Genomic DNA, 23342 nt, shown 5'->3' with positions numbered 1-23342 from the left:
GATCAACCACACTCTCTGATCCATGGCACAGCTCTCTTCCCAAGGCATCGGCAGGCCCTCCCTGCCAAATTAGAGCTGTCACCCATCTATCCGGGCTATTCTGTTACCTCTCTATCCGGGCTGGACAAGGCGGTTGCGCATGTCGACGGACATCAGGCTGTCGAACCCCTGCTCGACCAGGGGCTGATCCGGCGCGATCGGCTCCGCATCGCCATAGCCCAGGGTCTGGCGGGCCAGATCCTTGAGATAGGCGAGCAGGAGCCCCTCGCGCTCGATCGGCAGCGCCGCGCCCAGCTCGTCGACGATGGCGCGGACCGCAACCGCCGGAGCCGCGCCCGCCGCCGCGCCATCATCGCCCATGTCGTAGCCTTCGACGTAGATATAGGGCTGGTCGGGGGCGGAGGTGGGAAACGGATAGGGGTTGGGATCGAGAGGCATGGCACGCTCCTTCGGTTGAGGCGCCCCCGCGGCTCGGCCGCAAGGGCGCCGGGGTGAAAGGCGCTACAGCACGAAATCCGCCGCGATCAGGGTGAGGCCGCCGGTCAGCCGGATCTCGAAATCCGCGATCCGGTCGCCGTCGACATCGCCGGTGACGATCGTGTCGCCGCCGGCGATTGCGGCGCGCAGCTGCCCGGCGGCGCCGGTGAAGGCGGCGGCGCCGATGAAGCGGAACGCCTGGTCGCCGGCCGCGTTGGCGTTGGCGTCGATCGCCGCGAGGGAGATCCGGTCGCCCTGGGTGCGGCTGAAATCGGCGATCCGGTCGGCGCCGGCCCCGACCAGGCTCTCCTCGATCAGCGCATAAGCGAAATTGTCGGCGCCTGCACCGCCCATCAGCACGTCCTGGCCGGCACCGCCCCTGAAATCGTCGTTCCCGTCGCCACCACGGAGGACGTCGTTGCCGTCATTGCCGGCCAGGTTGTCCCCACCACCGAGACCGATCAGCAGGTCGGCGCCGCCGCCGCCGCCGATCGTGTCGCCCCCGCCGGCCCCGGTGATGACGTCGTCGCCGCTGCCGGAGAAGAAGAGCATCCTCTCGATGTTGATGGCGCGGGAGCCGTCGCTGCCGGCAGCGCCGTTCAGGGTGAAGACCAGATCGCCCGTGACGCCCGTCCGATTCATGTTCATCACGTCGAATCCGGCGCCGCCATCGACGATGTCGACCCCATTCCCGGTGAAGATGAGATCGTCGCCGGCGCCGCCGCTGAGCGTGTCGTTGCCCGTCCCGCCGAGCTCGAGGATGTCGTCACCGGACAAGGTGTCCGCGCCGTCCCCCCCGATCAGCGCGTCATCGCCATCAAGGCCGGTCAGGGTGTTGGTCCCGGCATCGCCGATCAGCGTGTCGTCGCCCGCACCACCGCCGAGGTTCTCGATACCGGACAGGATGTCGCCGTCGGCGTCACCGCCGCTGCCGCGACCCGTCACCAGATTGACCGTCACGCCGGCCGTGTCGCCGGAATAGACCGCGCCATCCAGCCCGGCGCCACCGTCGAGCCTGTCGGCGCCGGCCCCGGCGTCCAGGGAATCATTGCCGTCGCCGCCGCTCAGCCCATCGGCGCCGGCGCCACCACGCAGTTGGTCATCGCCGGCACCGCCTTCGAGCACATCATCGCCGCCGAGGCCGTCGAGGACGTCGTTGCTGCCTTCCCCGCTGAGCCGATTGTTCGACGCCGAGCCGGTCAGCCTGTCCGACTGGGCCGTGCCCTGGACGTTCTCGATGCCGATGTAGCGGTCGCCCTGAGCCTCGCCGCCCTCGCCGATGCCGGTGTCGAGGTTGACCGCCACGCCGAACGGGCCGGTGATGTAGACCGCCCAGTCGATTCCGGCGCCGCCGATGAGGCGGTCGGCACCGTCACCCCCGTTCAGGCGGTCATTGCCGTCCTCGCCTTCGAGCGTGTCTTCGCCGTCGCCGCCCAAGAGCTGGTCGTTGCCCCCGCGGCCGAAGAGGCGGTCATTGCCGCCGAGGCCGCGGATGATGTCGTCGTTGGCGGTGCCGATCAGGATGTCGTCGGCATTGGTGCCATTGATGATTGCCATGGGATCTCTCCTGGTTGTCCGGCCGCGCGGGTCACATCCGGCACTTCCGGGGTGGGTGAAAGGGAGGGCCGGCCCTCCCCGGCTACAGCACGAAATTCGCGGCCATGGGGGCGGTAACGCCGATCAGGGTGAGCTGGAAGTCCGCCACCTTGTCGCCGTCGACATCGCCGGTGACGGTGGTGGCGGCGCCGGCACCGATGACCTGGAAGCGCAGCTGTCCGGCGACGCCGGTGAAGGCCGCGGTGCCGATGAAGTCGAAGGCCTGGTTGCCGGCGGCGACGGTGTTGGCGTCGATCAGCGCCAGGTCGATCCGGTCGCCCTGGGCGTGGCTGAAGTCGCGGATCGAATCGCCGAAGCCGGGAATGCCGTCCGCGATCGACGCATAGACGAAGCGGTCCGCTCCGGTGCCGCCGGCCAGGGTGTCGCGCCCGGCGCCGCCGAAGAGCATGTCATTGCCGGCCCCGCCGTCGAGCCTGTCATCGCCGGCATGGCCGCGCAACACATTGGCCGCCGCGGATCCGACCAGCAGATCGGAGTCGCGGCCGCCCTCGACATTCTCGATGCCGCCCAGGATCAGGTCGCCTTCGGCCTCGCCGCCGCCGGCGACGAGGGTCGCCAGGTCGATCGAGACCCCGGCCGTGTCCCGGCTGTAGCTGAGGGTGTCGCTGCCATCGTCGCCGTCGATCACGTCGGCGCCCGCCCCGCCGCGCAGGAGATCGTCGCCAGCGCCGCCGAGGAGCACGTCGTCGTCGGCCTCGCCCCGGAGCACGTCGCCGCCGCCCGCGCCGACGAGCATATCATCGCCGCCGGCTCCAGCGATCGAGTCGCTCCCTGCGGCCCCGGTGATGACGTCGTCGCCGGCGCCGGACTGGAAGTCCATCACCTCGATGTCGATGGCGCGGGAGCCGTCGCTGCCGGCCGCGCCGTTCAGGGTGAAGCGCAGATCGGCCGAGACCGCCGAGCGGTCCATGAGGAGGAGGTCGTTCCCGGCGCCGCCGCCGAGAGCATCATTGCCGGTTCCGCCATCGAGGCCATCGTCGCCCCCCTCGCCCCTCAGCCGATTGTCCGCGCTCGACCCGATCAGGACGTCGGCGAAGGCCGAGCCCCGGAGGTTCTCGACATCGAATCCGATCAGGTCGCCCTGCGCGTCCCCGCCGCTGCAGGCCCCGCCGACGGCGACGATGACGCCGTCCCGGCTCTCGATGTAGTCGGCCCAGTCGACGCCGGCACCACCTCGAAGCAGGTCGGCGCCGGCACCGCCGACAAGGCGGTCGTCGCCGCTGCCGCCGTCGATCAGGTCGTCGCCGCCACCGCCGAAGCCGTTGACGACGTCGCTCTCCGCGGTGCCCACCAGGAGGTTGGGACGATCATTGCCGTTGATGATGGCCATGGGATCGCTCCTTGAGATCCGAGACGGCGGCGGTCGGCTACAGCACGAAATCCGCGGCCACGAGCGCGATCGTGCCGGTCAGGACGATGTGGACGTCGGAGGCGCCGTCGCCGTTGATGTCGCCGGCAACGGTGGTGACACCGCTGGACTGGGCAAAGCGCAGCTGGCCGGCGACGCCGGTGAAGGCGCCGGTGCCGATGAAGGTGAAGGCCTGGTCTCCGGCGACCGCGATGTTGGCGTCGATCGCCGCCAGGTCGATGCGGTCGCCCTGGGCCCGGCTGAAGTCGCGGATCGAATCGCCGGCGCCCGGGGCGCCGTCGGCGGCGGCCTGGAAGACGAAGCGGTCGGCGCCGAGGCCGCCATTCAGCAGGTCGGCGCCGCCCAGCCCGACGAGGATGTCGTTGCCGGCGTTGCCACTGAGGATGTCGTTCGAGGCCGAGCCCCGAAGCACATCGTCGCCGGCGCCGCCCTGGACGCCCTCGATGCCGATCAGCACATCGCCCTGCGCCGTGCCGCCGCCGGCGACGCCGGCGCCGAGATCGACCGACACCCCGGCGGTGTTCTCGGTGTACAGGACGGTGTCGATGCCGGCGCCGCCGTCCAGCACATCGGCGCCGGCCCCGCCACGGAGCGCATCGTCGCCCTCATCGCCGGAAAGGTTGTCGTCCCCGTTCCCGCCCAGAAGGGAATCCGAACCGCTGCCGCCATTTAGATCATCGTCGCCGTCCCCGCCCGAGAGCAGATCGCGTCCGGCCCGACCGAAGAGCCCGTCGGACCCGGTCGATCCGATTAGCTGGTCGTCATGCTCCGACCCCCCGACGCCTTCGATGCCGATCAGCCCGTCGCCCTCGGCCTCGCCGCCCGAGCCGGTGCCCGCGGTCAGATTGATCGTGACGCCGACGGCTGCGGAGAAGTAATCGGCAAAGTCGAAGCCGGCGCCGCCGTCGAGCACATCCGCGCCGAGGCCGCCACGGAGAAGATCGTCTCCTGCCTCCCCTTCCAGCCGGTCGTTGCCGTCACCGCCCGAGAGAAGATCGTGGTGGTCACCGCCCCTGAGCACATCGTCCCCGTTGTCGCCTAACAGAAAATCGCTTCCTGCCTCCCCATCCAGCCGGTCGTTGCCGTCCCGCCCCTCGAGAATGTCATGTCCGCCGAGGCCCCGGAGCCAGTTGTCCGCGGCCGAGCCGATCACATTGTCATGGCCGATCGAGAGGACGACGTTTTCGATTCCGGGGAGATCGCTCAGCCGAAAAAACAGGTCGAAGGGGCTGACGTTGAAGACGACCCAGTCGATGCCGGCGCCGCCGTCGATCGCCCCCCCCTCGAAGCCGACATGGATGATATCGTTGCCGTCGCCGCCTTCGATCGTACCGCCCCCGCCATCGCTCGAGAGCACGTCGTCGCCGAAGCCGCCGCGCAGGACATCCTGCCCGGCGCCGCCGCGGAGGACGTCGTTGCCGTCGCCGCCATTGAGCGTGTCGTTGCCTTCGTCGCCGGAGAGCGTGTCGTCGCCGAAGCCTCCGCCGATGGTATCTTCGCCGAGATTGCCGTTGATGATGTCGTGGCCGTCGAAGAAATTGCCGAGCCCGCCGAGCCTTCCGCCGAAGATCTGGTCGTTGCCGGCGCCGCCCTGAATGATGTCGCTTTCGCTCCCGCCGACGATGTCGTCATGGCCGTCGCCGCCCTCGATCCAGTCGGCGCCTGCATCGCCGAAGATGATGTCGTCACCGGCGTTCCCGCCGACGACGTCGCCGTCGTCGCCGGCGTGGATCTCGTCGTTGCCGTCGTCGCCCGTGATCGTGTCGATGCCGATGCCGCCCCAGATCTCGTCGTTGCCGGCCTCCCCGGCGAGCCTGTCGTTGCCCGCCTCGCCTTCGAGCAAGTCGTCGTGGTTGTCGCCGCCGAGGAAGTCGTCGCCATCGCCGCCCAGGAGATGGTCGTTGCCGTTCCGGCCTTGCAGCTCATCGTTTCCGCCGAAGCCGCGGATCGTGTCGGGGTCGCCGGTGCCGATGATGACGTCCCGGTTGTTGGTACCGTTCTTGATCGCCATGGAATCTCTCCTGATAGGTTGGGGGACGCCTCGACGCCCGCGACAAGGGGATGGAACTCCGACTCCGGGTGCTGCGTGGCACCGCTGCTGTGGACCCTCGATCCGCAGGGAGGGCCCGTTGTGTCTCGCGGCCGCCGGACCTCCGGGGAGCGCGGCGTCACGCCTGAGGAGCGGCCCAGCGTCCACCGTGGCGGCGCCCCGTGGAGCGGGGCGTGGGAGCCGGCGTTGGAGCGGTCGTGGAAATTCAACCGGTCGACCGGAGCGTGACCGCGACGGTCGAGCCGCACGGAGTGATCTCCCGGCGTGCAGGCACGCCCTTCGGCCAGGGACAGACCAGAGGGGAACTCGGGCCCTGCCCGGTTAGAGCACGAAATCCGCCGCCGTCAGGGCGATGGCGCCGGTCAGGGTGAGCTGGAAGTCCGCGATCATGTCGCCGTCGACATCGGCGCTGACCGTGGTGGCGGCACCGTTGGTCTGGAACCGCAGCTGCCCGGCGGCGCCGGTGAAGGCGGCGGTGCCGATGAAGCTGAAGGCCTGGTCGCCGGCGGCGAAGACGTCGGCGTCGACCTGCGCCAGGTCGATCCGGTCGCCCTGGGCACGGCTGAAGTCGCGGATCGAATCGACGAGGCCGGGGATGCTGTCCCGGGTCGACGCGAAGACGAAGCGGTCGGCGCCGATGCCGCCGTTCAGCAGATCCGCGCCGGCCCCCCCGAACAGGACATCGTCGCCGGCATTGCCGGCCAGGACGTTGCCGCCGCCCGACCCGATCAGCTCGTCGCCGGCCGCGCCGCCCTGGACGTTCTCGATCCCGATCAGCACGTCCCCCTGCGCCGTGCCGCCCGTCGCCACGCCCGTCGTCAGGTCTACCCGCACCGCGGCCGTGTTCTCGGTGTACATCGCGGTGTCCAGGCCGGCGCCGCCGTCCAGCGTGTCGGACCCGGCACCTCCGCGCAGCACGTCGTTGCCCTGGCCGCCGGTCAGGGCATTGGCGACGGCATTGCCGGTCAGGGCGTCGTCGTGATCGCTGCCTTCGAGACTCTCGATGCCGTTCAGCACGTCGCCCTGGGCATCTCCGCCCGAGGCCGTGCCGGCGGCGAGGCTGACCACGACCCCGGCGGCGCTCTGGGCATAGCTCGCGGTGTCGACGCCGATGCCGCCGATCAACTGGTCGGCCCCGGCATCGCCCCTCAATCTGTCATCGCCGGCCGCGCCGTTCAACAGATCGTCGCCGTCGCTGCCCAGCAGCAGATTGACGACGGCGTTGCCGATCAAAGCATCCGCGGAAGCGCCGCCGGTGAGATTCTCGATGTTGATCAGCTCGTCGTCCTGGGCTTCCCCGCCGGCGCCTCGGCCAATGCTCAGATTGACCGTTACCCCGACGCTGCCCCCGGCATAGCTCGCGGTGTCGACGCCGAAGCCGCCATCGAGATGGTCGGCCCCGGCGCCTCCGTCCAGGAGATCGTCGCCGTCGCCGCCGATAAGAAAATCTTCACCATCGTCGCCGCGTAGAACATCGGCACCGAAGCCGCCGCTCAGGTCGTCGTTCTGGGTGCCGCCAACGAGATCATCATTGCCATCGCCGCCGTGCAGAACATCGGCACCGGTGCCGCCAATCAGGACGTCGTTTTGAGCGCCACCGATCAAAAAATCATTGCCTGCTCCGCCGAAGAGGACGTCGTTGCCGCCACGGCCGTCGATGAAGTCGTCGCCCGCGGTGCCAACCAGAAAGTCGTCGTTGTCGCTACCAATGATCACAGGCATCGCATGTCTCCTTGAAGTTCGAGGCGGCAGCCGCCGCTACAGCACGAAATCCGACGCCGTCAGGGCGATGGCGCCGGTCAGGGTGAGCTGGAAGTCCGCGATCGTGTCGCCGTCGACGTCGGCGGCGACGGTGGTGGCGGCGCCGTTGCTCTGGAACCGCAGCTGCCCGGCGACGCCGGTGAAGGCGGCGGTGCCGATGAAGGCGAAGGCCTGGTTGCCGGCCGCCATCGTGTTGGCGTCGATCGCGGCCAGGTCGATCCGGTCGCCCTGGGCGTGGCTGAAGTCGCGGATCGAGTCCGCCAGGCCGGGGATGCTGTCCCGGGTCGACGCGAAGACGAAGCGGTCGGCGCCGAGGCCGCCATTCAGCAGGTCCGCGCCGGTCGATCCGAACAGGACATCGTCGCCGGCATTGCCGGACAGGACGTTGCCGATGCCCGACCCGATCAGCTCGTCGCCGGCCGCGCCGCCCTGGACGTTCTCGATGTCGATCAGCACGTCCCCCTGCGCCGTGCCGCCCGTGGCCGCGCCGGTCGTCAGGTCGACCCGCACCGCGGCCGTGCTCTCGGTGTACATCGCGGTGTCGAGACCGGTGCCGCCGGCCAGCTGGTCGGCCCCGGCACCTCCGCGCAGCAGGTCATTGCCCTGGCCGCCGGTCAGGGCATTGGCACCGGCATCCCCGATCAGGGCGTCGTCGTGATCGCTGCCTTCGAGACTCTCGATGTCGCTCAGCAGGTCGCCCTGGGCGTCGCCGCCCGAAGCCGTGCCGGCGGCAAGGCTGACCACGACCCCGGCGGCGCTCTGGGCATAGCTCGCGGTGTCGAGGCCGATGCCGCCATCCAGCTCGTCGGCTCCGGCTCCGCCGATGAGAAAGTCGTCCCCGTCTTGGCCAGCGAGAAAGTCGTCCCCGTCTTCGCCAAGGAGCAGGTCGCTTTCGGTACCGCCACGCAGCGCGTCGGCTCCGACTCCGCCGAAGAGGCGGTCTCTCCCGGCGTCGCCAGCAAGCAGATCGCGTCCTTCGCCGCCCTGCAGATCGTCGTTTCCGGATCCGCCTCTGATCTCGTCGTCACCGCCGAGGCCGTGGAGACGATCGTTGCCGCCGAGGCCAAGTATGAGATCGTTCGCGGCGGTTCCGATCAGAACATCATTGCCTTGTGTGCCGATGATGGTTGTCATGGGATCCCTCCTGGTTGCGCGGCACCGCCGCTACAGCACGAAGTCCGCGGCCACGAGCGCGATCGTGCCGGTCAGGACGATGTGGAAGTCGGAGACGGCGTCGCCGTTGATGTCCCCGGCGACCGTGGTGACACCGCCGGCCTGGGCGAAGCGCAGCTGCCCGGCCACGCCGGTGTAGGTGGCCGTGCCGATGAAGCTGAAGGCCTGGTCCCCGGCCGCGACGGTGTTCGCGTCGATCGCCGACAGGTCGATGCGGTCGGCCTCGGCCCGGCTGAAGTCGGTGATCCGGTCGGCATTGGCCCCGACCGGGCTCTGCGCCGCGCTGCCATAGACGAAGCGGTCGCCCCCGGCCCCTCCGGTCAGCGTGTCCTGACCGCCGGCACCGCTGAGCACGTCGCCGCCGTCCCAGCCTTGCAGGGTGTTGGCGTTGGTGTCACCGACCAGGCTGTCATTGCCCTGGCTGCCGGAGAGGATCTCGATCTCGCTCAGCGTGTCGCCCTGGGCCTCGCCGCCGCTGCCGGTGCCGGTCGCCAGGTTGACCGCGACCCCGATGGTGCTGGTGAAGTAGCTGGCGGTGTCGATGCCCACGCTGCCGTCGAGATGGTCGGCCCCGGCGCCGCCGCGGAGCACGTCATCGCCCCCGCTGCCGACGATGAAGTCGCGCTGGCTACCGCCGGTGATGTCGTCGTCGCCCTCCCCGGAGAAGATCTCCAGCGATTCGACATTGAGGATGCGGGTGCCATCGCTGGCGGTGGTGCCGTCGATGGCGAGGCGGAGATCCGCCATGACGCCGAACCGGAGCACCACGGCACGATCGATGCCGGCGCCGCCGTCGAGCGTGTCGACCCCGCGGCTGCTCATCAGTCGGTCGTCGCCGGCGCCGCCATTGAGCACGTCGTTGCCGTCGACGCGGTCACTGTCGAGGATGCTGTCGTTGCCGCTGCCGCCGGTGATGGTGTTGTTGCCGGCGCCGGCGAAGAACTCCATCCGCTCGATGCCGACGGCGCTGGCGCCGCCGGTGCCGGCCGGGCCGTTCAGGGTGAAGGTGAAATTGCCGGTGTCCGTGCTGCGGTCCATGATCAGCACATCGGTGCCGGCGCCGCCGTCGACGATGTCGAAGCCGCTGCCGGTCTCCAGGATGTCGTCGCCCGCCCCGCCGTTGAGCCGGTCGTTGCCGATCCAGCCCCACAGACGGTTGGCGCCGGCGTCGCCGGTCAGCGTGTCGGCATGGTTGCTGCCGAAGACCTGCTCGATGCCGATCAGCGTGTCGCCCTGGGCGTCGCCGCCGCTGCCGGTGCCGACCTGGAGGTTGACCGTCACCCCAAGGGTGCTGAAGGCGTAGCCGACCAGATCGATGCCGGCGCCGCCGTCGAGCCGGTCGACGCCCGCCCCGCCGATCAGGCTGTCATCGTTCTCGCCGCCGCTCAGCTGATCATTACCGGTTCCTCCGTCGAGCGTATCGTTGCCGGCCTGGCCACCGATCTCGTCGCTGCCGGTGCCGCCCAAGATCTGGTCATTACCGCCGAGACCGACCATCAGATCATTGCCGCCGAATCCGTTGATGGTGTCGTCGCCATCGGTGCCGACCAGGATGTCTTTGCTGTTGCCGCCATTGATGATTGCCATGGGATCTCTCTTCGGTATTTGAAGCGCGGATGCGCCGTGTGATTGCGCGTGGATCCGGCGCTCGCCGCTACAGCACGAAGTCCGCGGCCACGAGCGCGATCGTGCCGGTCAGGACGATGTGGAAGTCGGAGACCCTGTCACCGTTGACGTCGCCGGCGATGGTGGTGACGCCGCCGGCCTGGGCGAAGCGCAGTTGCCCGGCCACGCCGGTGTAGAGGCCGGTGCCGATGAAGCTGAAGGCCTGGTTGCCGGCGGCGGCGGTGCTGGCGTCGATCAGCGACAGGTCGATGTGGTCGGCCTCGGCCCGGCTGAAATCGGTGATCCGGTCGGCATTGGCCCCGACCACGCTCTCGGTCACGAAGTTAAAGGCGAAGAGGTCCAGGCCGGCACCGCCAGTCAGCATGTCCTGGCCGCCGCCAGCCACGAGCACGTCGGCGCCGGCGCCGCCGTCGAGCCGGTCGTTGCCGAGAAAGCTCGAGAGGTGGTTGGCGCCGGCATCGCCGATCAGCGTGTCGCCATGGTTGCTGCCCACGACATTCTCGACCGCGAGGATCGTGTCGCCCTGGGCGTCGCCGCCGCTGCCGGTGCCGGCCAGGAGATTGACCGTCACCCCGCTCGCGCTTCTGCTGTAGCCGATCAGGTCGATGTCGGTGCCGCCGTCGAGCCGGTCGGCCCCGGCCCCACCGGTCAGGCTGTCATCACCGGCACCACCCTCGATCCGGTCGTTGCCGGCTTCGCCGTCGATCAGATCCCGGCTGTCCTCGCCGTAGAGTGTGTCGTCGTCAGTGCCGCCGAGAATCGAGTCGCTGTCGGTGCCGCCGCGGATGGTGTCGTTGCCGGCTTCGCCATACAGCTGGTCGACCCCGGAACCTCCCACGACCTGATCGTCACCTTCCCCTCCGATGAGCTGGTCGCGGCCGTCGCCGCCGGAGAGCCAGTCGACGTCCCCGCCGCCTTCCAGGAGGTCGTCATGGTCGCCGCCGTCGAGGATGTCGGCACCGGCCTCGCCGAGGAGGTGGTCGGAGCCTTCGTCGCCCATGAGGAGATCGCCGTCGTCGCCACCATGCAGCGTGTCATTCTCGCTCCCGCCATGGATCCAGTCGTTGCCAGCGCCGCCGAAAGCGAAATCGTTGCCGGCTTCGCCGTCGATGGTGTCGTTGCCCGCGCCGCCATAAATGTCATCGGCCCCCTCGCCGCCGTAAAGATGGTCGATGCCGCCACGACCGAGGAGAAGGTCGTTGCCGCCGAGGCCGAAGAGGCTGTCCGCCTGATCGCCGCCGTCCAGGGTGTTATCGCTGTTATCGCCATTGATGATGGGCATGGGATGTTTCCTTTTGAGACCCGATGCGGCAGCCGCGGTTACAGCACGAAATCCGCGGCCGAGAGCGCGAACGCGCCGGTGAGCACGATGTGGAAGTCGGAAGCCCCGTCGCCGTTGACGTCGCCGGCGATGGTGGTGACGCCGTTGGCCTGGGCGAAGCGGAGCTGCCCCGCGACGCCGGTGTAAAGGCCGCTGCCGATGAAGCTGAAGGCCTGGTTGCCGGCCGCGACGGTGCTGGCGTCGATCGCCGACAGGTCGATCCGGTCCGCCTGCGCCCGGCTGAAATCCGTGATCCGGTCTGCATTGGTCCCGACCGCGCTGTGGCCGGTGGCGGAGACCACGAAGCGGTCGGCCCCCGTGCCACCGGTCAGCGTGTCCCGGCCGGCGCCGCCGTTGAGGATGTCGCTGCCCTCGAAGCCGTTCAGGACATTGGCGGCGTCGCTGCCGGTGAGGGTGTCGCCCGCCTGGCCGCCGTTGACGTTCTCGATCGAGAGGTAGCGGTCGCCGGCCGCCTCGCCGCCGCTGCCGATGCCGGTGCCGAGATGGACCGCCACCCCGGCCGAGGCCCCGAAATAGGTGGCGAGGTCGGTGCCGGCGCCGCCGTCCAGCTGGTCGGCCCCGGCGCCGCCGCGGAGTACGTCGTTGCCATTCCAGCCCTGCAGCACGTTGGCGCCGGTGTTTCCGACCAGGATGTCGTTGCCCTGGCTGCCGGAAAGGTTCTCGATGCCGATCAGGGTGTCGTCCTGGGCATCGCCACCGCTGCCGGCGCCGGTGACGAGATTGACCGCGACCCCGACCGAGCCGGTGAAGTAGCTGGCGGTGTCGGTGCCGGCGCCGCCGTCCAGCCGGTCGCCCCCGCCGCCGCCGCGGAGCAGGTCGGCGCCGTCAGAGCCGTCGAGGACGTCGTTGTCGGCGCCGCCGTCGAGACTGTCGTTCCCCGCCCCGGCCAGGAGATTGTCGAACCCGCCGCCCCCGATCAACGTATCGTTGCCGAGATCGCCGCGCAGCAGATTCCCGCCGGCATCGCCGATCAGCGTGTCGTTGAAGCGGCTGCCGTAGACCCGTTCGATCCCGGTCAGCACATCCCCCTGGGCATCCCCGCCGCTGGCGGTGCGGGCCTGAAGATCGACCGCGACCGCCGTCGGAGAGTCCGCATAGTCGGCGGCATCATCGCCGGCGCCGCCGTCGAGCCGGTCCGCCCCGGCGCCACCCCTCAGCTCGTCCCTGCCGTCGCCACCAGACAACTGATCGTTTCCGATGCCACCCAGGAGCCGGTCGTTGCCGGCGGCGGCTTCCAGGACATCATCGCCGGCACGGCCGTCGATCACGTCGGCGCCGCCTTCGCCCTTGAGCCAGTTCGCGTCGAAGGATCCGATCAGGGTGTCGTCGGCACCGGAGCCCTGGATGTTCTCGACACCGAGCGTGATGGTGTCGCCCTCCGCATCGCCGCCGTGACAATGCCCGAAGAAGTTGGTGATTTCGACGGACACGCCGAACGTGCTCTCGATATAGATTGCCCAGTCGAGGCCCGATCCACCCACGAGCCCGTCGGCCCCGGCTCCGCCGATCAGGACGTCATCTCCGCTATCACCGTGGAGCATGTCGTCGCCTGCTTCGCCCCTGAGCAGATTGTCCGAAATCGATCCCTGCAGTTCGTCTCCAAAGGCCGAGCCCTGAAGGTTCTCGATGTCGGCCGCGAGCTTGTCGCCCTCCGCGTCGCCGCCGCGGCCGGTGGAGGTGCCGTCGCCGATGACGACGTGGACCGGGCTTGGGCTGCCGTGGTAGATCGCCGTGTCGACGCCGGGACCGCCCCCAAACCTGTCGGCCCCGGCACCGCCCAAGAAGGAGTCGTTGCCCGAGCCGCCATCGAACCTGTCGTCGCCCTCGTTGCCGATCATGAAATCGTCGCCATCCTCGCCGATGAGGGAGTCGCTGCCGAGACCGCCGATGAGCGTATCGTTGCCGGTGCCGCCGATGAGCTGGTCATCGCCGGCGCGGCCGGAGATCACGTCGTTGCCTCCCCGCCCCTCGATCACGTCGATGAAGTCGGTGCCGGTCAGCTGATTGGCATTGTCGTCGCCGATAATGGCCATGGAATCTCTCCTTGAAGTCTGGGATGCGGCGCCCCTCGCGGCCGGCGCCCTGAGGGCGCTTCGAGAGGATCGACGGTGGTCGGCCCGGGGATGCCTAGCCGGACATCCCGGGGTTGTGCGGGGCCGCAGCGTCCGGGCCGCCCACGAACTCGTCGGCACCGGCGCCGCCGCGCAGGCTGTCGTCGCCGCCGACGCCGGCCCTCGCCAACGTCCTGGGGTCATCGGTGCCGTTGATGATGGTCATGGGATCTCTCCTTAATCGTTGAGGAGCAGTGCGCCGCGCCGCCCAGGCGGATGGATCCGGCGCTACAGCACGAAATCCGCGGCGACGAGCGCGACGGTGCCGGTGAGCTGGATGTGGAAGTCCGAGACGCCGTCGCCGTCGACGTCGCCGGACACGGTGGTGACGCCGCGGGAGATGGCGAAGGCCAGTTGCCCGGCAACGCCGGTGAAGGGGCCGGTGCCGATGAAGCTGAAGGCCTGGTTGCCGGGGACGCCGGCGACGGCGTCGATCGCCGCCAGGTCGATCCGGTCGCCCTGGGCATGGCTGAAGTCGCGGATCGAGTCGGCGAGCCCGGGGGCGCTGTCGGCGGTGGCCAGGAAGACGAAGCGGTCGGCGCCGAGGCCGCCATTCAGCAGGTCCGCGCCGCCGCGGCCGGTGAGGACATCGTTGCCGGCGTTGCCGACCAGGATGTCGTTGGCCGCCGACCCCGAGAGCAGGTCGCCGTCGGCGCCGCCCTGGACGCCCTCGACGCCGAACAGGACGTCGCCCTGCGCCGTGCCGCCGCTGGCGAGGCCCGTCGCCAGATCCACCGTCACCGCGGCGGTGTTCTCGGTGTAGGTGGCGGTGTCGGTGCCAAAGCCGCCGCTGAGCACATCGGCCCCGGCGCCGCCGCGGAGCACGTCGTCGCCGGCCTCGCCGAGAAGATTGTCGTCGCCGCCGGCACCGACCAGTGTGTCATTTCCCGCGGCGCCGAACAGATCGTTTGCCCCGGAATCGCCGGTAAGCACATCATTGCCGTCGCCGCCCAGAACGTTCTCGATGCCGGACAGCGTGTCGCCCTCGGCCTCGCCGCCGCTGCCGCGGCCCGTCCCGAGATTGACCGTCACTCCGGCCGAACTACTGAAATAGTCGGCACGGTCGACACCAGCCCCGCCGTCGAGCACATCCGCGCCGGCACCGCCAGAAAGGGCGTCGTGTCCAGCCTCCCCCTCCAACAGATCATTGCCGCTGGCGCCCGTGAGAAAGTCGTTGCCCTCCTGCCCCCGGAGCCGGTTGTCCGCGGCCGAGCCCCGCAGAATGTCATTATGGTCCGAGCCGAGGATGTTCTCCATTCCGACGAGCACGTCGCCCTGGGCATCGCCGCCGGCGCCGCGGCCGGGGGTCAGTTCGACCACCACCCCGCTGGCGCTGAAGTCGTAGGAGACCCAGTCGATGCCGTCGCCGCCGTCGATCGAATCGGCCCCGGTGCCGCCTTCGATGACGTCATTACCGAAGCCTCCGCGCAGAACATCACGGCCGGCGCCGCCATCGAGGGAATCGTCGTGATCGTGGCCATCCAGTACGTCGTTGTCGTCACCACCCAAGATCCGGTCGTTGCCGGGCCCCCCGCCGATGGTGTCGTTGCCGAGCCTACCAAAAAGGAGGTCATTGCCGTCGAAGAAGCTGGAGCCGAAGCCGGAGATCACGTCGTCGCCGTCTTCACCGTCGATGACGTCGTTCCCGCTTCCGCCGAAGATGTCGTCATGACCGGCCCCGCCGAGAATGGTGTCATTGTCGCCGTCCCCATTGATGACGTCGTTGCCGCCATCGCCGGAGATAAAATCACGACCGTCGCCGCCGAGCATCGTGTCGATACCATCCCCGCCACGCAGCACATCATTGCCGCCGAAGCCACGGATGGTGTCGTTGCCGTTGGTGCCCCTCAGCTCATTGTCGTTGTCGTCGCCGTTGATGATCGCCATGGGATCCTCTCTTCGATGTCTGGAATGGGGAGCGCGCAACGCCGCTACAGCACGAAGTCCGCGGCGACGAGCGCGATCGCGCCGGTGAGCTGGATGTGGAAGTCCGAGATCTTGTCGCCGTTGACGTCGCCGGCGATGGTGGTGACGCCGTTCGACTGGGCGAAGCGGAGCTGCCCGGCGACGCCGGTATAGAGGCCGCTGCCGATGAAGCTGAAGGCCTGGTTGCCGGCGACGACGGTGCTGGCGTCGATCGCCGACAGGTCGATGCGGTCCGTCTGCGCATGGCTGAAATCGGTGATCCGGTCGGCATTGGCTCCGACCACGCTCTCCGCGATCGACGCGTAGACGAAACGGTCCGCCCCGATGCCGCCGGCCAGCGTGTCCATTCCGCCGGCGCCGCGGAGCACGTCGCTGCCGCCGAAGCCCGACAACTGGTTCGCCCCGGCCGAGCCGGTCAGTGTGTCGCCGCCCAGGTTGCTGCCGTTGACGTTCTCGATCCCGGCCAGGACATCGCCCTGCGCCTCGCCGCCAGTGCCGGTGCCGGCGGTCAGGTTGACCGTGACCCCGGTGGCGGCGCCGAAATAGCTGGCGGTGTCGGTGCCGGTGCCGCCGTCGAGCGTGTCGGCCCCGCCGCCGCCGCGGAGCAGGTCGTTGCCCTCGAAGCCCCGCAGCACATTGGCCGAGGCGCTGCCGGTGATGCTGTCGCCGCCAAGGCCGCCATTGACGTTCTCGATGCCGGCATAGCTGTCGCCCTGGGCCTCGCCGCCGCTGCCGAGGCCGGCCGCCAGATCGACCGTGACCGCGCCGGCCAGGCCGAAATAGGTGGCGATGTCGATGCCATTGCCGCCGATGATCTGGTCGCCGCCGGCGCCGCCCGAGAGCACGTCATTGCCCGCTCCGCCGTCGACCCGGTCGATGCCGGCATTGCCGCGCAGCACGTTGGCGAGCACGTTGCCGATCAGGGCATCACTGCCGTGGCCGCCCTCGGCATTCTCGAAGGCCTCTTCGACACTTTCGCCTTCAGCTTCGCCGCCATTGAAGCTGCCCGTCGCCAGGTTGATCGTGACGCCGGCCGTGGCATTGCTGTAGCTGAGGGTGTCGATGCCGGCGCCGCCGGAGAAGAAGTCGAGGCCGGCGCCGCCGCGCAGCACGTCGTCGCCGTCGCCGCCGGACAGCTCATCGGAATTCGCCCCGCCGTCCAGTATGTCCCCGCCGGTCCCGCCGACGAGCTCGTCCTCGCCGTCGCCGCCCAGGAGAATATCGTCGCCAGCCTGTCCAACGAGATCGTCGTTGCCGCCGGCACCGGCAAGCACGTCGTCGCCGTCCGCGCCGGAGATCCCGTCAGTTCCGGCGGCACCGGTGATGATGTCGTCGCCGGTGCCGGAAAGGAAGGTCATGATCTCGATATTGATGGCGCGGGCGCCGTCGTTGCCGGCCGCGCCGTTCAGGGTGAAGCGCAGATTGCCCGAGGCCGCCGAGCGATCCATGATGAGCTTGTCGACCCCGGCGCCGCCGTCGACGGTAGCGGCCCCACTTTCGGTGGTCAGGATGTCGTCGCCGGCACCGCCGTTCAGACTGTCGCGACCAGATCCACCGAACAACTCATCTGCCCCATCGCCGCCGGCCAGCGTGTCATCGCCGCCATTGCCAAACAGCCGGTTCGCCCCGGCATCGCCGGTCAGCGTGTCATTCGCACCACCACCACTGATGTTCTCGACACCGGACAGGGTATCGCCCGCGGCATCTCCACCACTGGCGCTGCCCGTCGCCAGATTGACTGTGACCCCGATGACGTCAGCGGAGTAGTCGGCGCGGTCGATTCCGGCGCCGCCGTCGAGCGCATCCGCGCCGGCACCGCCGATGAGCGTGTCGCTGCCATCCAGGCCCCTGAGCCAGTTGTCCGCGATCGAACCCGTCAGGACATCGCCGAAATTCGACCCGATGACGTTCTCGAACCCGGCGAGCATATCGCCGCCGCCAAAGGCGGCGCTCAAGTCGATCATCACCCCGGCGGTGCTGTCGTCGTAGAAAACCCAGTCGACGCCGTTGCCGCCGTCGAGCACATCGGCGCCGGCTCCGCCGCGGATCTGGTCGTTGCCATCGCCGCCTTCGCCCCTGTCATTGCCCTCGTCGCCGTTGAGGACGTCGTCGCCGAACCCTCCGCGCACGACATCGTCGCCGATGCCGCCGGAGAGGCCATCGCTCTGATCATTCCCGTTCAGTGTGTCATTGCCCTCATCGCCGGAAATCTGATCGTCGCCAGGCCCGCCGGAGAGGGTGTCTTCGCCGAGATTGCCGTTGAGGATGTCGGTGCCGTCGAAAAAGCTGTTGCCGAAGCCGCGGATCACGTCGTCGCCATCGTCGCCATGGATGATGTCGTTCCCGCTTCCTCCGAAGATGTCGTCGTTGCCGGCCTGGCCGCCGATCCGGTCATCGCCACCGTCTCCCCTGAGGAAATCGTTGCCGTCGTCGCCGTCGATCGCATCATTGCCTTCGCCGCCGAAGATCGTGTCGACACCGCCCCTGCCGAGCAGGAGATCATCGCCGCCGAAGCCGTTGATGAGGTCGTTGTTGCCAGTGCCTGTGATGGTGTCGTCGTCGTCGTCGCCGGGTAATTCAGCCATGGGATCTCTCCTGATGTCCGGGACGCGGGCGCGCCTCACGGCGAGTGGTTGGGAAGGTGACTCCGGGTGCCGCACGGCACCGCTGCTCCGGGCCGCCAATCCGCAAGGGAGGCCCCGTCGTATCTTTTTGCGGCCGCCATGGATCCAGAGGATCGCGGCCGTTGCCCCTTGACGGGTTTCAGGCGCCGGTCAGCCGGCGATCTCGGGATCGCGCGAGGCTGGCACGTCAGGGTCGCCGCCGGCGCGGCGCCCGGGCCAGGGGATCAGCATCCCCACCTCCTGCCGGTAGCGGCGGTAGCGGTCGCCGAACAGGGCGATGAGGTCGCGCTCCTCGAGGAAGATGCCGAGCAGAATGTAGCCGGTGGTGGCCACCGCGAAGAGGAGATGCCCCGCCGTCATCGCCGGCGCCGCCCAGAAGGCCAGCAGGAAGCCGAGATAGAGCGGGTGCCGGACCCAGCGGTAGAACAGCGGCGTGCGGAAGACGGGCGGCGGCAGGGTCCGGCAGCGCAGCCGGGCGAAGACCTGGGCCAGGCCGAACAGCTCGAAATGGTTGATCAGGAAGGTGCTGACCAGCAGGACGGCCCAGCCGAGCCAGAACACGCCATGCATGACGGCGACCCAGAACGGGTCGCCGAGAGTCCAGATCGGCGTCGGGATGGCCCGCCACTGCCAGAACAGCAGGATCAGGACCAGGCTGGCGAACAGCACATAGGTGCTGCGCTCGACCGCCTTCGGCACCAGCCGCGTCCACCATCGCTTGAAGCCCGGCCGCGCCATGATGCTGTGCTGCGCCGCGAACAGGCCGAGCAGCAGCGCGTTGACGACCATGGCCTCGACCACCGGCCCCGCACCGCCGGAATCGATCGACTTCGGGACCGCCAGATTGCCGACGAAGCCGACCGCATACAGGAAGGAGCCGAAGAACACGGCGTATGCGGCGACGCCGTAGACGAGCATGATCAGGCCTGACATGGTTTCTCCTTGTGCATTCTGGCCGGCGCACGGCGGCGGCGGGGTTGGTCGAAGCGTCTGCGCCCCGCCGTCGAAACCGACCGTGGCGGCACCGCGTTGAGGCGGGCGTGGGAGCCGGCGCGGGAGCATCCGTGGAAACCGACCGCTCCGGCAGCTGCGAGGAGTGGTTCTGGTGGTGGCGGTCAGTCAGGCCGGAACCGGTTTCGAAATCCGGGCTGAAGATCGGCGCGCGACAGCCCGATATCCCGGAGCAGATGGTCGCTGAGCCGGTGCAGGGGGCGGCGCTGGTCGGTGAGGACGCTCAGCCAGCGGCTTCGGCCGACCGACGGCGGGTGCACCGCCCCCAGCGCCTCACGATTGGCCGGCGCGCGCGGCGGCATGGGCGGTGGTCGGGTCGATGACCTTGCCGACCTCGGTGATCCGGCTGGCCGGGAAGCCGCTCAGCTCCGCATGCCGGCGGATGACGCTCTCGCCGGTCGCGAGATAGAGGCAGAACATCTTGTCGGCCGCGACATTGGATTCGACCCATTGAATGTCGGGTGCCAGGCTGGCCAGGATCTGGTTCGACTTCGCCGCCGCGTCCCTGAGCTGCTCGCGCTCCAGGGTGCCGACCCCGGGAATCTCCCGTTCGATCACGAAACGTCGCATGTGGTTCTCCCATCGTGTGGTCATTCGACGGAGGTGCGAATGAACACGACGAGAGTTCCAGCAGCGGCGCGACCGGAACAGAGGCAGATCGGAACAATTGGTGCCGAACCGGCCAAGACTCCAGCCCGGCCTATGGCGATGCGGCGAGGCCGATGGCAGAGTTTGCGCAAGGATAAACCGGGTGGATTGCGGGGAGAAACCAGATGGATAGTCCGATCAGGGTCTCGATCATCGCCGTGACGGAGGTCGAACCTTGGATCGTCGTCGGCGTCCACGACGCGTTCTGGGCCGTCGGCACCCTGTGGAACCGGGTCATGGGCGAATCCGAGAATCCGCGCTTCCTGCCTGAGATCGTCGCCGCGGCGCCAGGCCCGCTGAAGACCGGAACCGGGGTGCGGATCGAGCCGCACCGGACCATCGACGACGACGTCCAGACAGACATCGTCTTCGTGTCGTCGCTGCTGATCTCGTCCGGCGCCCAGTTCGGACGCGACAACCCGGGCATCGTCGACTGGGTCCGGCGCTGCCACCGCCAGGGTGCGCTTGTCGTGTCCTCCTGCACCGGCTCGTTCCTGCTGGCCGAAGCGGGGCTGCTGGACGACCGCGAGGCCACGACGCACTGGGCCTTCGCCGAGATGATGAAGGCGGAATATCCACGGGTCCGCGTGCTGAAGGACCGGATCCTGGTGTCGGCGAGCGACGACCATCGGATCGTGACGGCCGGCGGCGCCACCTCGTGGACGGATCTGGTTCTCTACATCGTGGGCAAGTTCGCCGGCGCCGAGGAGGCCCGCCGCCTCGCCAAGATGTCGTTGTTCGACTGGCATCACAACGGCCAGACGCCCTACTCACGCCTGACCACCCGGCTGCAGCTGAGCGACAAGCTGGTCCAGGAATGCCAGGAATGGCTGGCGTCGCACTATGCGCATGCGGATCCGGTGGCGGCGGTGATCCGGCAGTCCGGCCTGACCCGGCGGACCTTCAACCGGCGCTTCAAGCTGGCGACCGGGCACTCGCCGCTGGACTATGTGCAGCGTGTCCGGATCGAGGAGGCCAAGCAGATCCTGGAGACCACGGACCAGCCGGTGGATGCGATCGCGGTCGAGGTCGGCTATGGCGACATCGTCTCGTTCCGCCGCCTGTTCAAGCGCCTGGTCCACGACACCCCGGCCGCGTACAGGCGCCGGCAGCGCGTGCCGGACGAGGTCCGCAATCTGGCATGAGCGCCCCGGTTCCCAGCGCCTGACGCCCGTCCTTTCAGACGAAAGCGGTCGCATAGAGAAACCGGCCGACGACTCTGACATAGGCGACAACACCGCAAACGAAGCTGGCCGGTCCCGGCCATGACGTCTCCCCCGCCCCAAGAGATGCAAAGCATCTGGATCGGCGGCCATTGAGCATGACGGCGGACGCATCCGACGATTACGGCATGGAGGTCCAGCAGCACCGGGATCTTGCCGAGAGGTCGTCCTGTGACCTGGGTCACACCTGTCGACCGGGTCCACGTGCCGTAAATTCGACACGCTCGGACCGCATGGTCCGAACGATCGTGCCAGTGGATGCCTCCATGGGTGATCTCCCTTCCAATCTCCGGACCCGCGGCCTTCCGCCTTGTCGGCGGACCGACGCTGCGTGGAGGCGGGCGTGATCGCCGGCCTGGGCGCGCCGGTGGAGACCGATCGGCCCGGCCGGGACGATGCCGGGCCGCGGCTGCACGTCCGGCTGCTCGGCCCCATGACCATCCACCGCGACGGCGCGGCGGTGGCGCTGCCGGCATCGCGCAAGGCGCGGGCGCTGATCGCCTATCTGGCGCTGGCGCCGCGGGCCGTGTCGCGCAGCCAGCTCTGCGAATTGCTGTGGGATGTCCCGAACGATCCGCGCGCCGAGCTGCGCTGGTGCCTGAGCAAGCTCAGGACCATCGTCGACGACCCGGATCGGCGCCGGCTCGAGGCCGACGGCCATGCCGTCGCGCTGGATCTGGCGGATTGTTGCGTCGATGCGACCGAGGTCGCCCGCGTCGCCCGGCAGGGCGTCGAGACGCTGCCGCCGGCCGAACTGCAGGCCCTGTCCGCGCTGTTCCGGGGCGAGTTCCTCGACGGGCTGGAGATCGACCGCAATCCCGAGTTCAACGGCTGGCTCACGGCGCAGCGCCGGCGGTTCCAGAGCTGCCATGTCGCCCTGCTGGAGCAGCTCGCCAGGACCGCGAGCGGCGATGAGGTGTTCGGCTATCTCGAGACCTGGCTGGGCCTCGCGCCGTTCGATCTGCGCGCCCATGAAAGCCTGCTGGGTCACTTTTCCCGGCGCGGCCAGATCCGGGAGGGCGAGCAGCATCTGGCGGCGGCGGCGCGGCTGTTCGAGGCCGAGGGCCTCGATTGCGAGCCGGTCCGCGATCTCTGGCGGGCGATCAGGGCGGAGCCCTGCGCGTCGCCCCGGCGGGAGGCCGCCGCCGTGCCCTCCCCTGCCCGCGACGCCGGTGCCGACAGCCCGGCAGCCGCGTCGCGCCGCGGCTCCATTGCGGTGATGCCCTTCGCCGACGGGTCGGCAGCGGCGACGCCCCGGGGCGGGATCGCGGACGCTCTCGCCCATGACATCACCACCCGCTTGGCCAAGATGCGCAGCCTGTTCGTCATCGCCCAGGGCTCGGTGTTCGCCCTGCGCGACCGGCAGATCGGCCCGGAGCAGGCCGGCCGGATGCTGAATGTCGACTATGTGGTCGGCGGATCGCTGCAGCGCCGGGGCAGCCGCCTGATGGTGGCGGTCGAGCTGGTCGAGACGCGCACCGCCCGGCTGGTCTGGGCCGAAGTCTACACCCGGGCGCTGGACGACGCCTTCCTGGTGCTGGAGGAGATCGGCAACCGCATCGTGGCATCGGTCGCCGCCGAGATCGAGACGGTCGAGCGCAACTGCGCGGTGCTGAAGCCGCCCGGTTCGCTCAACGCCTGGGAGGCGCATCACCGCGGCCTGTGGCACCTGTACCGCTTCACCAGGGCCGACAACGAGCAGGCCCACCGGTTCTTCGAGATGGCGGTGCGCCTGGATCGGAGCTTCGCGCCGGCCTATGCCGGCCTGTCCACCACCCATTTCCAGAGCGCCTTCCTGGGCTGGGTGCCACGCGAGACGGCCATCGACCGGGCTTTCGACGTCGCCGGGCAGGGCCTGGCCGCCGACGACCGCGATCCCGCCGCGCACTGGGCCATGGGCCGGGCGCTGTGGCTGCGCGGCCACCAGGACCGCTCGCTGGTCGAGCTGGGGCAGGCGGTGGAGCTGAGCCCGAGCTTCGCGCTGGGCCACTACACCCTGGGCTTCGTGCATTCGCAGGGCGGCGACCCGGGGACCGCGATCTCGGCCTCCGACCATTCGCGCCTGCTGAGCCCATTCGACCCGCTGATGATCGGCATGCTGGGCTGCCGGGCCATGGCGCTGGCGCGGCTGCAGCGCTTCGACGAGGCGGCCGACTGGAGCGTCCGGGCCGCCGCCCGGTCGAACGCCCATATCCACATCCAGGCGATCGCCGCCTGCTGCCTGGCGCTGGCCGGACGGCTGGACGAAGCACACCGGCACAGGACGGCGATCCACCAGTTGCGGCCGGGCTACCGCATCGCCGACTTCCTCGCCGCGCACCGCTTCGCGCCGGACGCCGTCCCGCTGTTCCGGACCGGCGCCGGGCGCATCGGGCTCGGCTGAA

The 23342-nt window shown here is 69.3% G+C and carries 17 protein-coding genes; 2 read left to right on the top strand and 15 right to left on the bottom strand.

The genetic code is table 11. The features are described from left to right. Positions 1 to 111 precede the first annotated feature (111 nt). From ACTOWL_RS18705 to ACTOWL_RS18635, 15 genes are all read right to left on the bottom strand, one after another. A complete protein-coding gene (locus ACTOWL_RS18705) occupies positions 112 to 438 on the bottom strand; it encodes an acyl carrier protein (RefSeq protein ID WP_441322776.1) in 327 nt (108 codons plus the stop codon). A 63-nt stretch (positions 439 to 501) separates the two neighbouring features. Next, positions 502 to 2034, bottom strand: a complete 1533-nt coding sequence (locus ACTOWL_RS18700; RefSeq protein ID WP_441322775.1) for a calcium-binding protein — start codon at positions 2032 to 2034, stop codon at positions 502 to 504. Between the two features lie 82 nt (positions 2035 to 2116). Further along, positions 2117 to 3424: a calcium-binding protein gene (locus ACTOWL_RS18695; RefSeq protein ID WP_441322774.1), complete on the bottom strand. Its 1308-nt coding sequence runs from the start codon at positions 3422 to 3424 to the stop codon at positions 2117 to 2119. A gap of 37 nt (positions 3425 to 3461) precedes the next feature. Next, positions 3462 to 5474: a calcium-binding protein gene (locus ACTOWL_RS18690; RefSeq protein WP_441322773.1), complete on the bottom strand. Its 2013-nt coding sequence runs from the start codon at positions 5472 to 5474 to the stop codon at positions 3462 to 3464. Positions 5475 to 5834: 360 nt separating this feature from the next. Next, the gene (locus ACTOWL_RS18685) at positions 5835 to 7235 is read right to left on the bottom strand and encodes a calcium-binding protein (RefSeq protein ID WP_441322772.1); all 1401 of its coding nucleotides are present in this window, start codon (positions 7233 to 7235) and stop codon (positions 5835 to 5837) included. 36 nt (positions 7236 to 7271) lie between these two features. After that, complete coding sequence (locus ACTOWL_RS18680; protein WP_441322771.1) at positions 7272 to 8408, bottom strand: calcium-binding protein; 1137 nt, start codon at positions 8406 to 8408, stop codon at positions 7272 to 7274. Positions 8409 to 8438: 30 nt separating this feature from the next. Further along, on the bottom strand, positions 8439 to 10034 hold the full coding sequence (locus ACTOWL_RS18675; protein ID WP_441322770.1) for a calcium-binding protein: 1596 nt from the start codon (positions 10032 to 10034) through the stop codon (positions 8439 to 8441). A gap of 67 nt (positions 10035 to 10101) precedes the next feature. Next, positions 10102 to 11355, bottom strand: coding sequence for a calcium-binding protein (locus tag ACTOWL_RS18670; RefSeq protein ID WP_441322769.1), 1254 nt, complete (start codon positions 11353 to 11355; stop codon positions 10102 to 10104). A 38-nt stretch (positions 11356 to 11393) separates the two neighbouring features. After that, positions 11394 to 13448, bottom strand: coding sequence for a calcium-binding protein (locus ACTOWL_RS18665; protein WP_441322768.1), 2055 nt, complete (start codon positions 13446 to 13448; stop codon positions 11394 to 11396). Between the two features lie 94 nt (positions 13449 to 13542). Then, positions 13543 to 13692, bottom strand: coding sequence for a hypothetical protein (locus ACTOWL_RS18660; RefSeq protein ID WP_441322767.1), 150 nt, complete (start codon positions 13690 to 13692; stop codon positions 13543 to 13545). A gap of 62 nt (positions 13693 to 13754) precedes the next feature. Next, a complete protein-coding gene (locus tag ACTOWL_RS18655; RefSeq protein ID WP_441322766.1) occupies positions 13755 to 15413 on the bottom strand; it encodes a calcium-binding protein in 1659 nt (552 codons plus the stop codon). A 44-nt stretch (positions 15414 to 15457) separates the two neighbouring features. Beyond that, a complete protein-coding gene (locus tag ACTOWL_RS18650) occupies positions 15458 to 18037 on the bottom strand; it encodes a beta strand repeat-containing protein (RefSeq protein ID WP_441322765.1) in 2580 nt (859 codons plus the stop codon). 189 nt (positions 18038 to 18226) lie between these two features. Next, positions 18227 to 19009 carry a methanethiol S-methyltransferase gene (mddA, locus tag ACTOWL_RS18645; RefSeq protein WP_441322764.1) on the bottom strand — a complete coding sequence of 261 codons (783 nt, stop codon included), beginning with the start codon at positions 19007 to 19009 and terminating at the stop codon, positions 18227 to 18229. Positions 19010 to 19191: 182 nt separating this feature from the next. Continuing rightward, entirely contained in the window at positions 19192 to 19389 is a 198-nt protein-coding gene (locus tag ACTOWL_RS18640; RefSeq protein WP_441322763.1) for a DUF1127 domain-containing protein, read from the bottom strand. Continuing rightward, on the bottom strand, positions 19361 to 19657 hold the full coding sequence (locus ACTOWL_RS18635; RefSeq protein ID WP_441322762.1) for a DUF4242 domain-containing protein: 297 nt from the start codon (positions 19655 to 19657) through the stop codon (positions 19361 to 19363). Before ACTOWL_RS18635 ends, ACTOWL_RS18640 begins: the two co-directional genes overlap by 29 nt. Before the next feature lie 203 nt (positions 19658 to 19860). Between ACTOWL_RS18635 and ACTOWL_RS18630 the strand changes: the two genes are divergently transcribed. After that, positions 19861 to 20880, top strand: a complete 1020-nt coding sequence (locus tag ACTOWL_RS18630; protein ID WP_441322761.1) for a GlxA family transcriptional regulator — start codon at positions 19861 to 19863, stop codon at positions 20878 to 20880. A 421-nt stretch (positions 20881 to 21301) separates the two neighbouring features. Next, positions 21302 to 23341 carry a hypothetical protein gene (locus ACTOWL_RS18625; protein WP_441322760.1) on the top strand — a complete coding sequence of 680 codons (2040 nt, stop codon included), beginning with the start codon at positions 21302 to 21304 and terminating at the stop codon, positions 23339 to 23341. The last annotated feature ends 1 nt before the right edge of the window (position 23342 follow it).

This window comes from Inquilinus sp. CA228, from assembly GCF_052078665.1.
Lineage (GTDB): Bacteria > Pseudomonadota > Alphaproteobacteria > DSM-16000 > Inquilinaceae > Inquilinus.
The sequence above is the reverse complement of the archived record's forward strand: the minus strand, read 5'-3'. Positions and strand labels throughout refer to the sequence as shown.

What these genes read in the sequence shown, in the direction of transcription:
- ACTOWL_RS18705 (WP_441322776.1), bottom strand. Translation starts at nt 438, where the DNA reads ATGCCTCTCGATCCCAACCCCTATCCGTTTCCCACCTCCGCCCCCGAC.
- ACTOWL_RS18700 (WP_441322775.1), bottom strand. Translation starts at nt 2,034, where the DNA reads ATGGCAATCATCAATGGCACCAATGCCGACGACATCCTGATCGGCACC.
- ACTOWL_RS18695 (WP_441322774.1), bottom strand. Translation starts at nt 3,424, where the DNA reads ATGGCCATCATCAACGGCAATGATCGTCCCAACCTCCTGGTGGGCACC.
- ACTOWL_RS18690 (WP_441322773.1), bottom strand. Translation starts at nt 5,474, where the DNA reads ATGGCGATCAAGAACGGTACCAACAACCGGGACGTCATCATCGGCACC.
- ACTOWL_RS18685 (WP_441322772.1), bottom strand. Translation starts at nt 7,235, where the DNA reads ATGCCTGTGATCATTGGTAGCGACAACGACGACTTTCTGGTTGGCACC.
- ACTOWL_RS18680 (WP_441322771.1), bottom strand. Translation starts at nt 8,408, where the DNA reads ATGACAACCATCATCGGCACACAAGGCAATGATGTTCTGATCGGAACC.
- ACTOWL_RS18675 (WP_441322770.1), bottom strand. Translation starts at nt 10,034, where the DNA reads ATGGCAATCATCAATGGCGGCAACAGCAAAGACATCCTGGTCGGCACC.
- ACTOWL_RS18670 (WP_441322769.1), bottom strand. Translation starts at nt 11,355, where the DNA reads ATGCCCATCATCAATGGCGATAACAGCGATAACACCCTGGACGGCGGC.
- ACTOWL_RS18665 (WP_441322768.1), bottom strand. Translation starts at nt 13,448, where the DNA reads ATGGCCATTATCGGCGACGACAATGCCAATCAGCTGACCGGCACCGAC.
- ACTOWL_RS18660 (WP_441322767.1), bottom strand. Translation starts at nt 13,692, where the DNA reads ATGACCATCATCAACGGCACCGATGACCCCAGGACGTTGGCGAGGGCC.
- ACTOWL_RS18655 (WP_441322766.1), bottom strand. Translation starts at nt 15,413, where the DNA reads ATGGCGATCATCAACGGCGACGACAACGACAATGAGCTGAGGGGCACC.
- ACTOWL_RS18650 (WP_441322765.1), bottom strand. Translation starts at nt 18,037, where the DNA reads ATGGCTGAATTACCCGGCGACGACGACGACGACACCATCACAGGCACT.
- mddA (WP_441322764.1), bottom strand. Translation starts at nt 19,009, where the DNA reads ATGTCAGGCCTGATCATGCTCGTCTACGGCGTCGCCGCATACGCCGTG.
- ACTOWL_RS18640 (WP_441322763.1), bottom strand. Translation starts at nt 19,389, where the DNA reads ATGCCGCCGCGCGCGCCGGCCAATCGTGAGGCGCTGGGGGCGGTGCAC.
- ACTOWL_RS18635 (WP_441322762.1), bottom strand. Translation starts at nt 19,657, where the DNA reads ATGCGACGTTTCGTGATCGAACGGGAGATTCCCGGGGTCGGCACCCTG.
- ACTOWL_RS18630 (WP_441322761.1), top strand. Translation starts at nt 19,861, where the DNA reads ATGGATAGTCCGATCAGGGTCTCGATCATCGCCGTGACGGAGGTCGAA.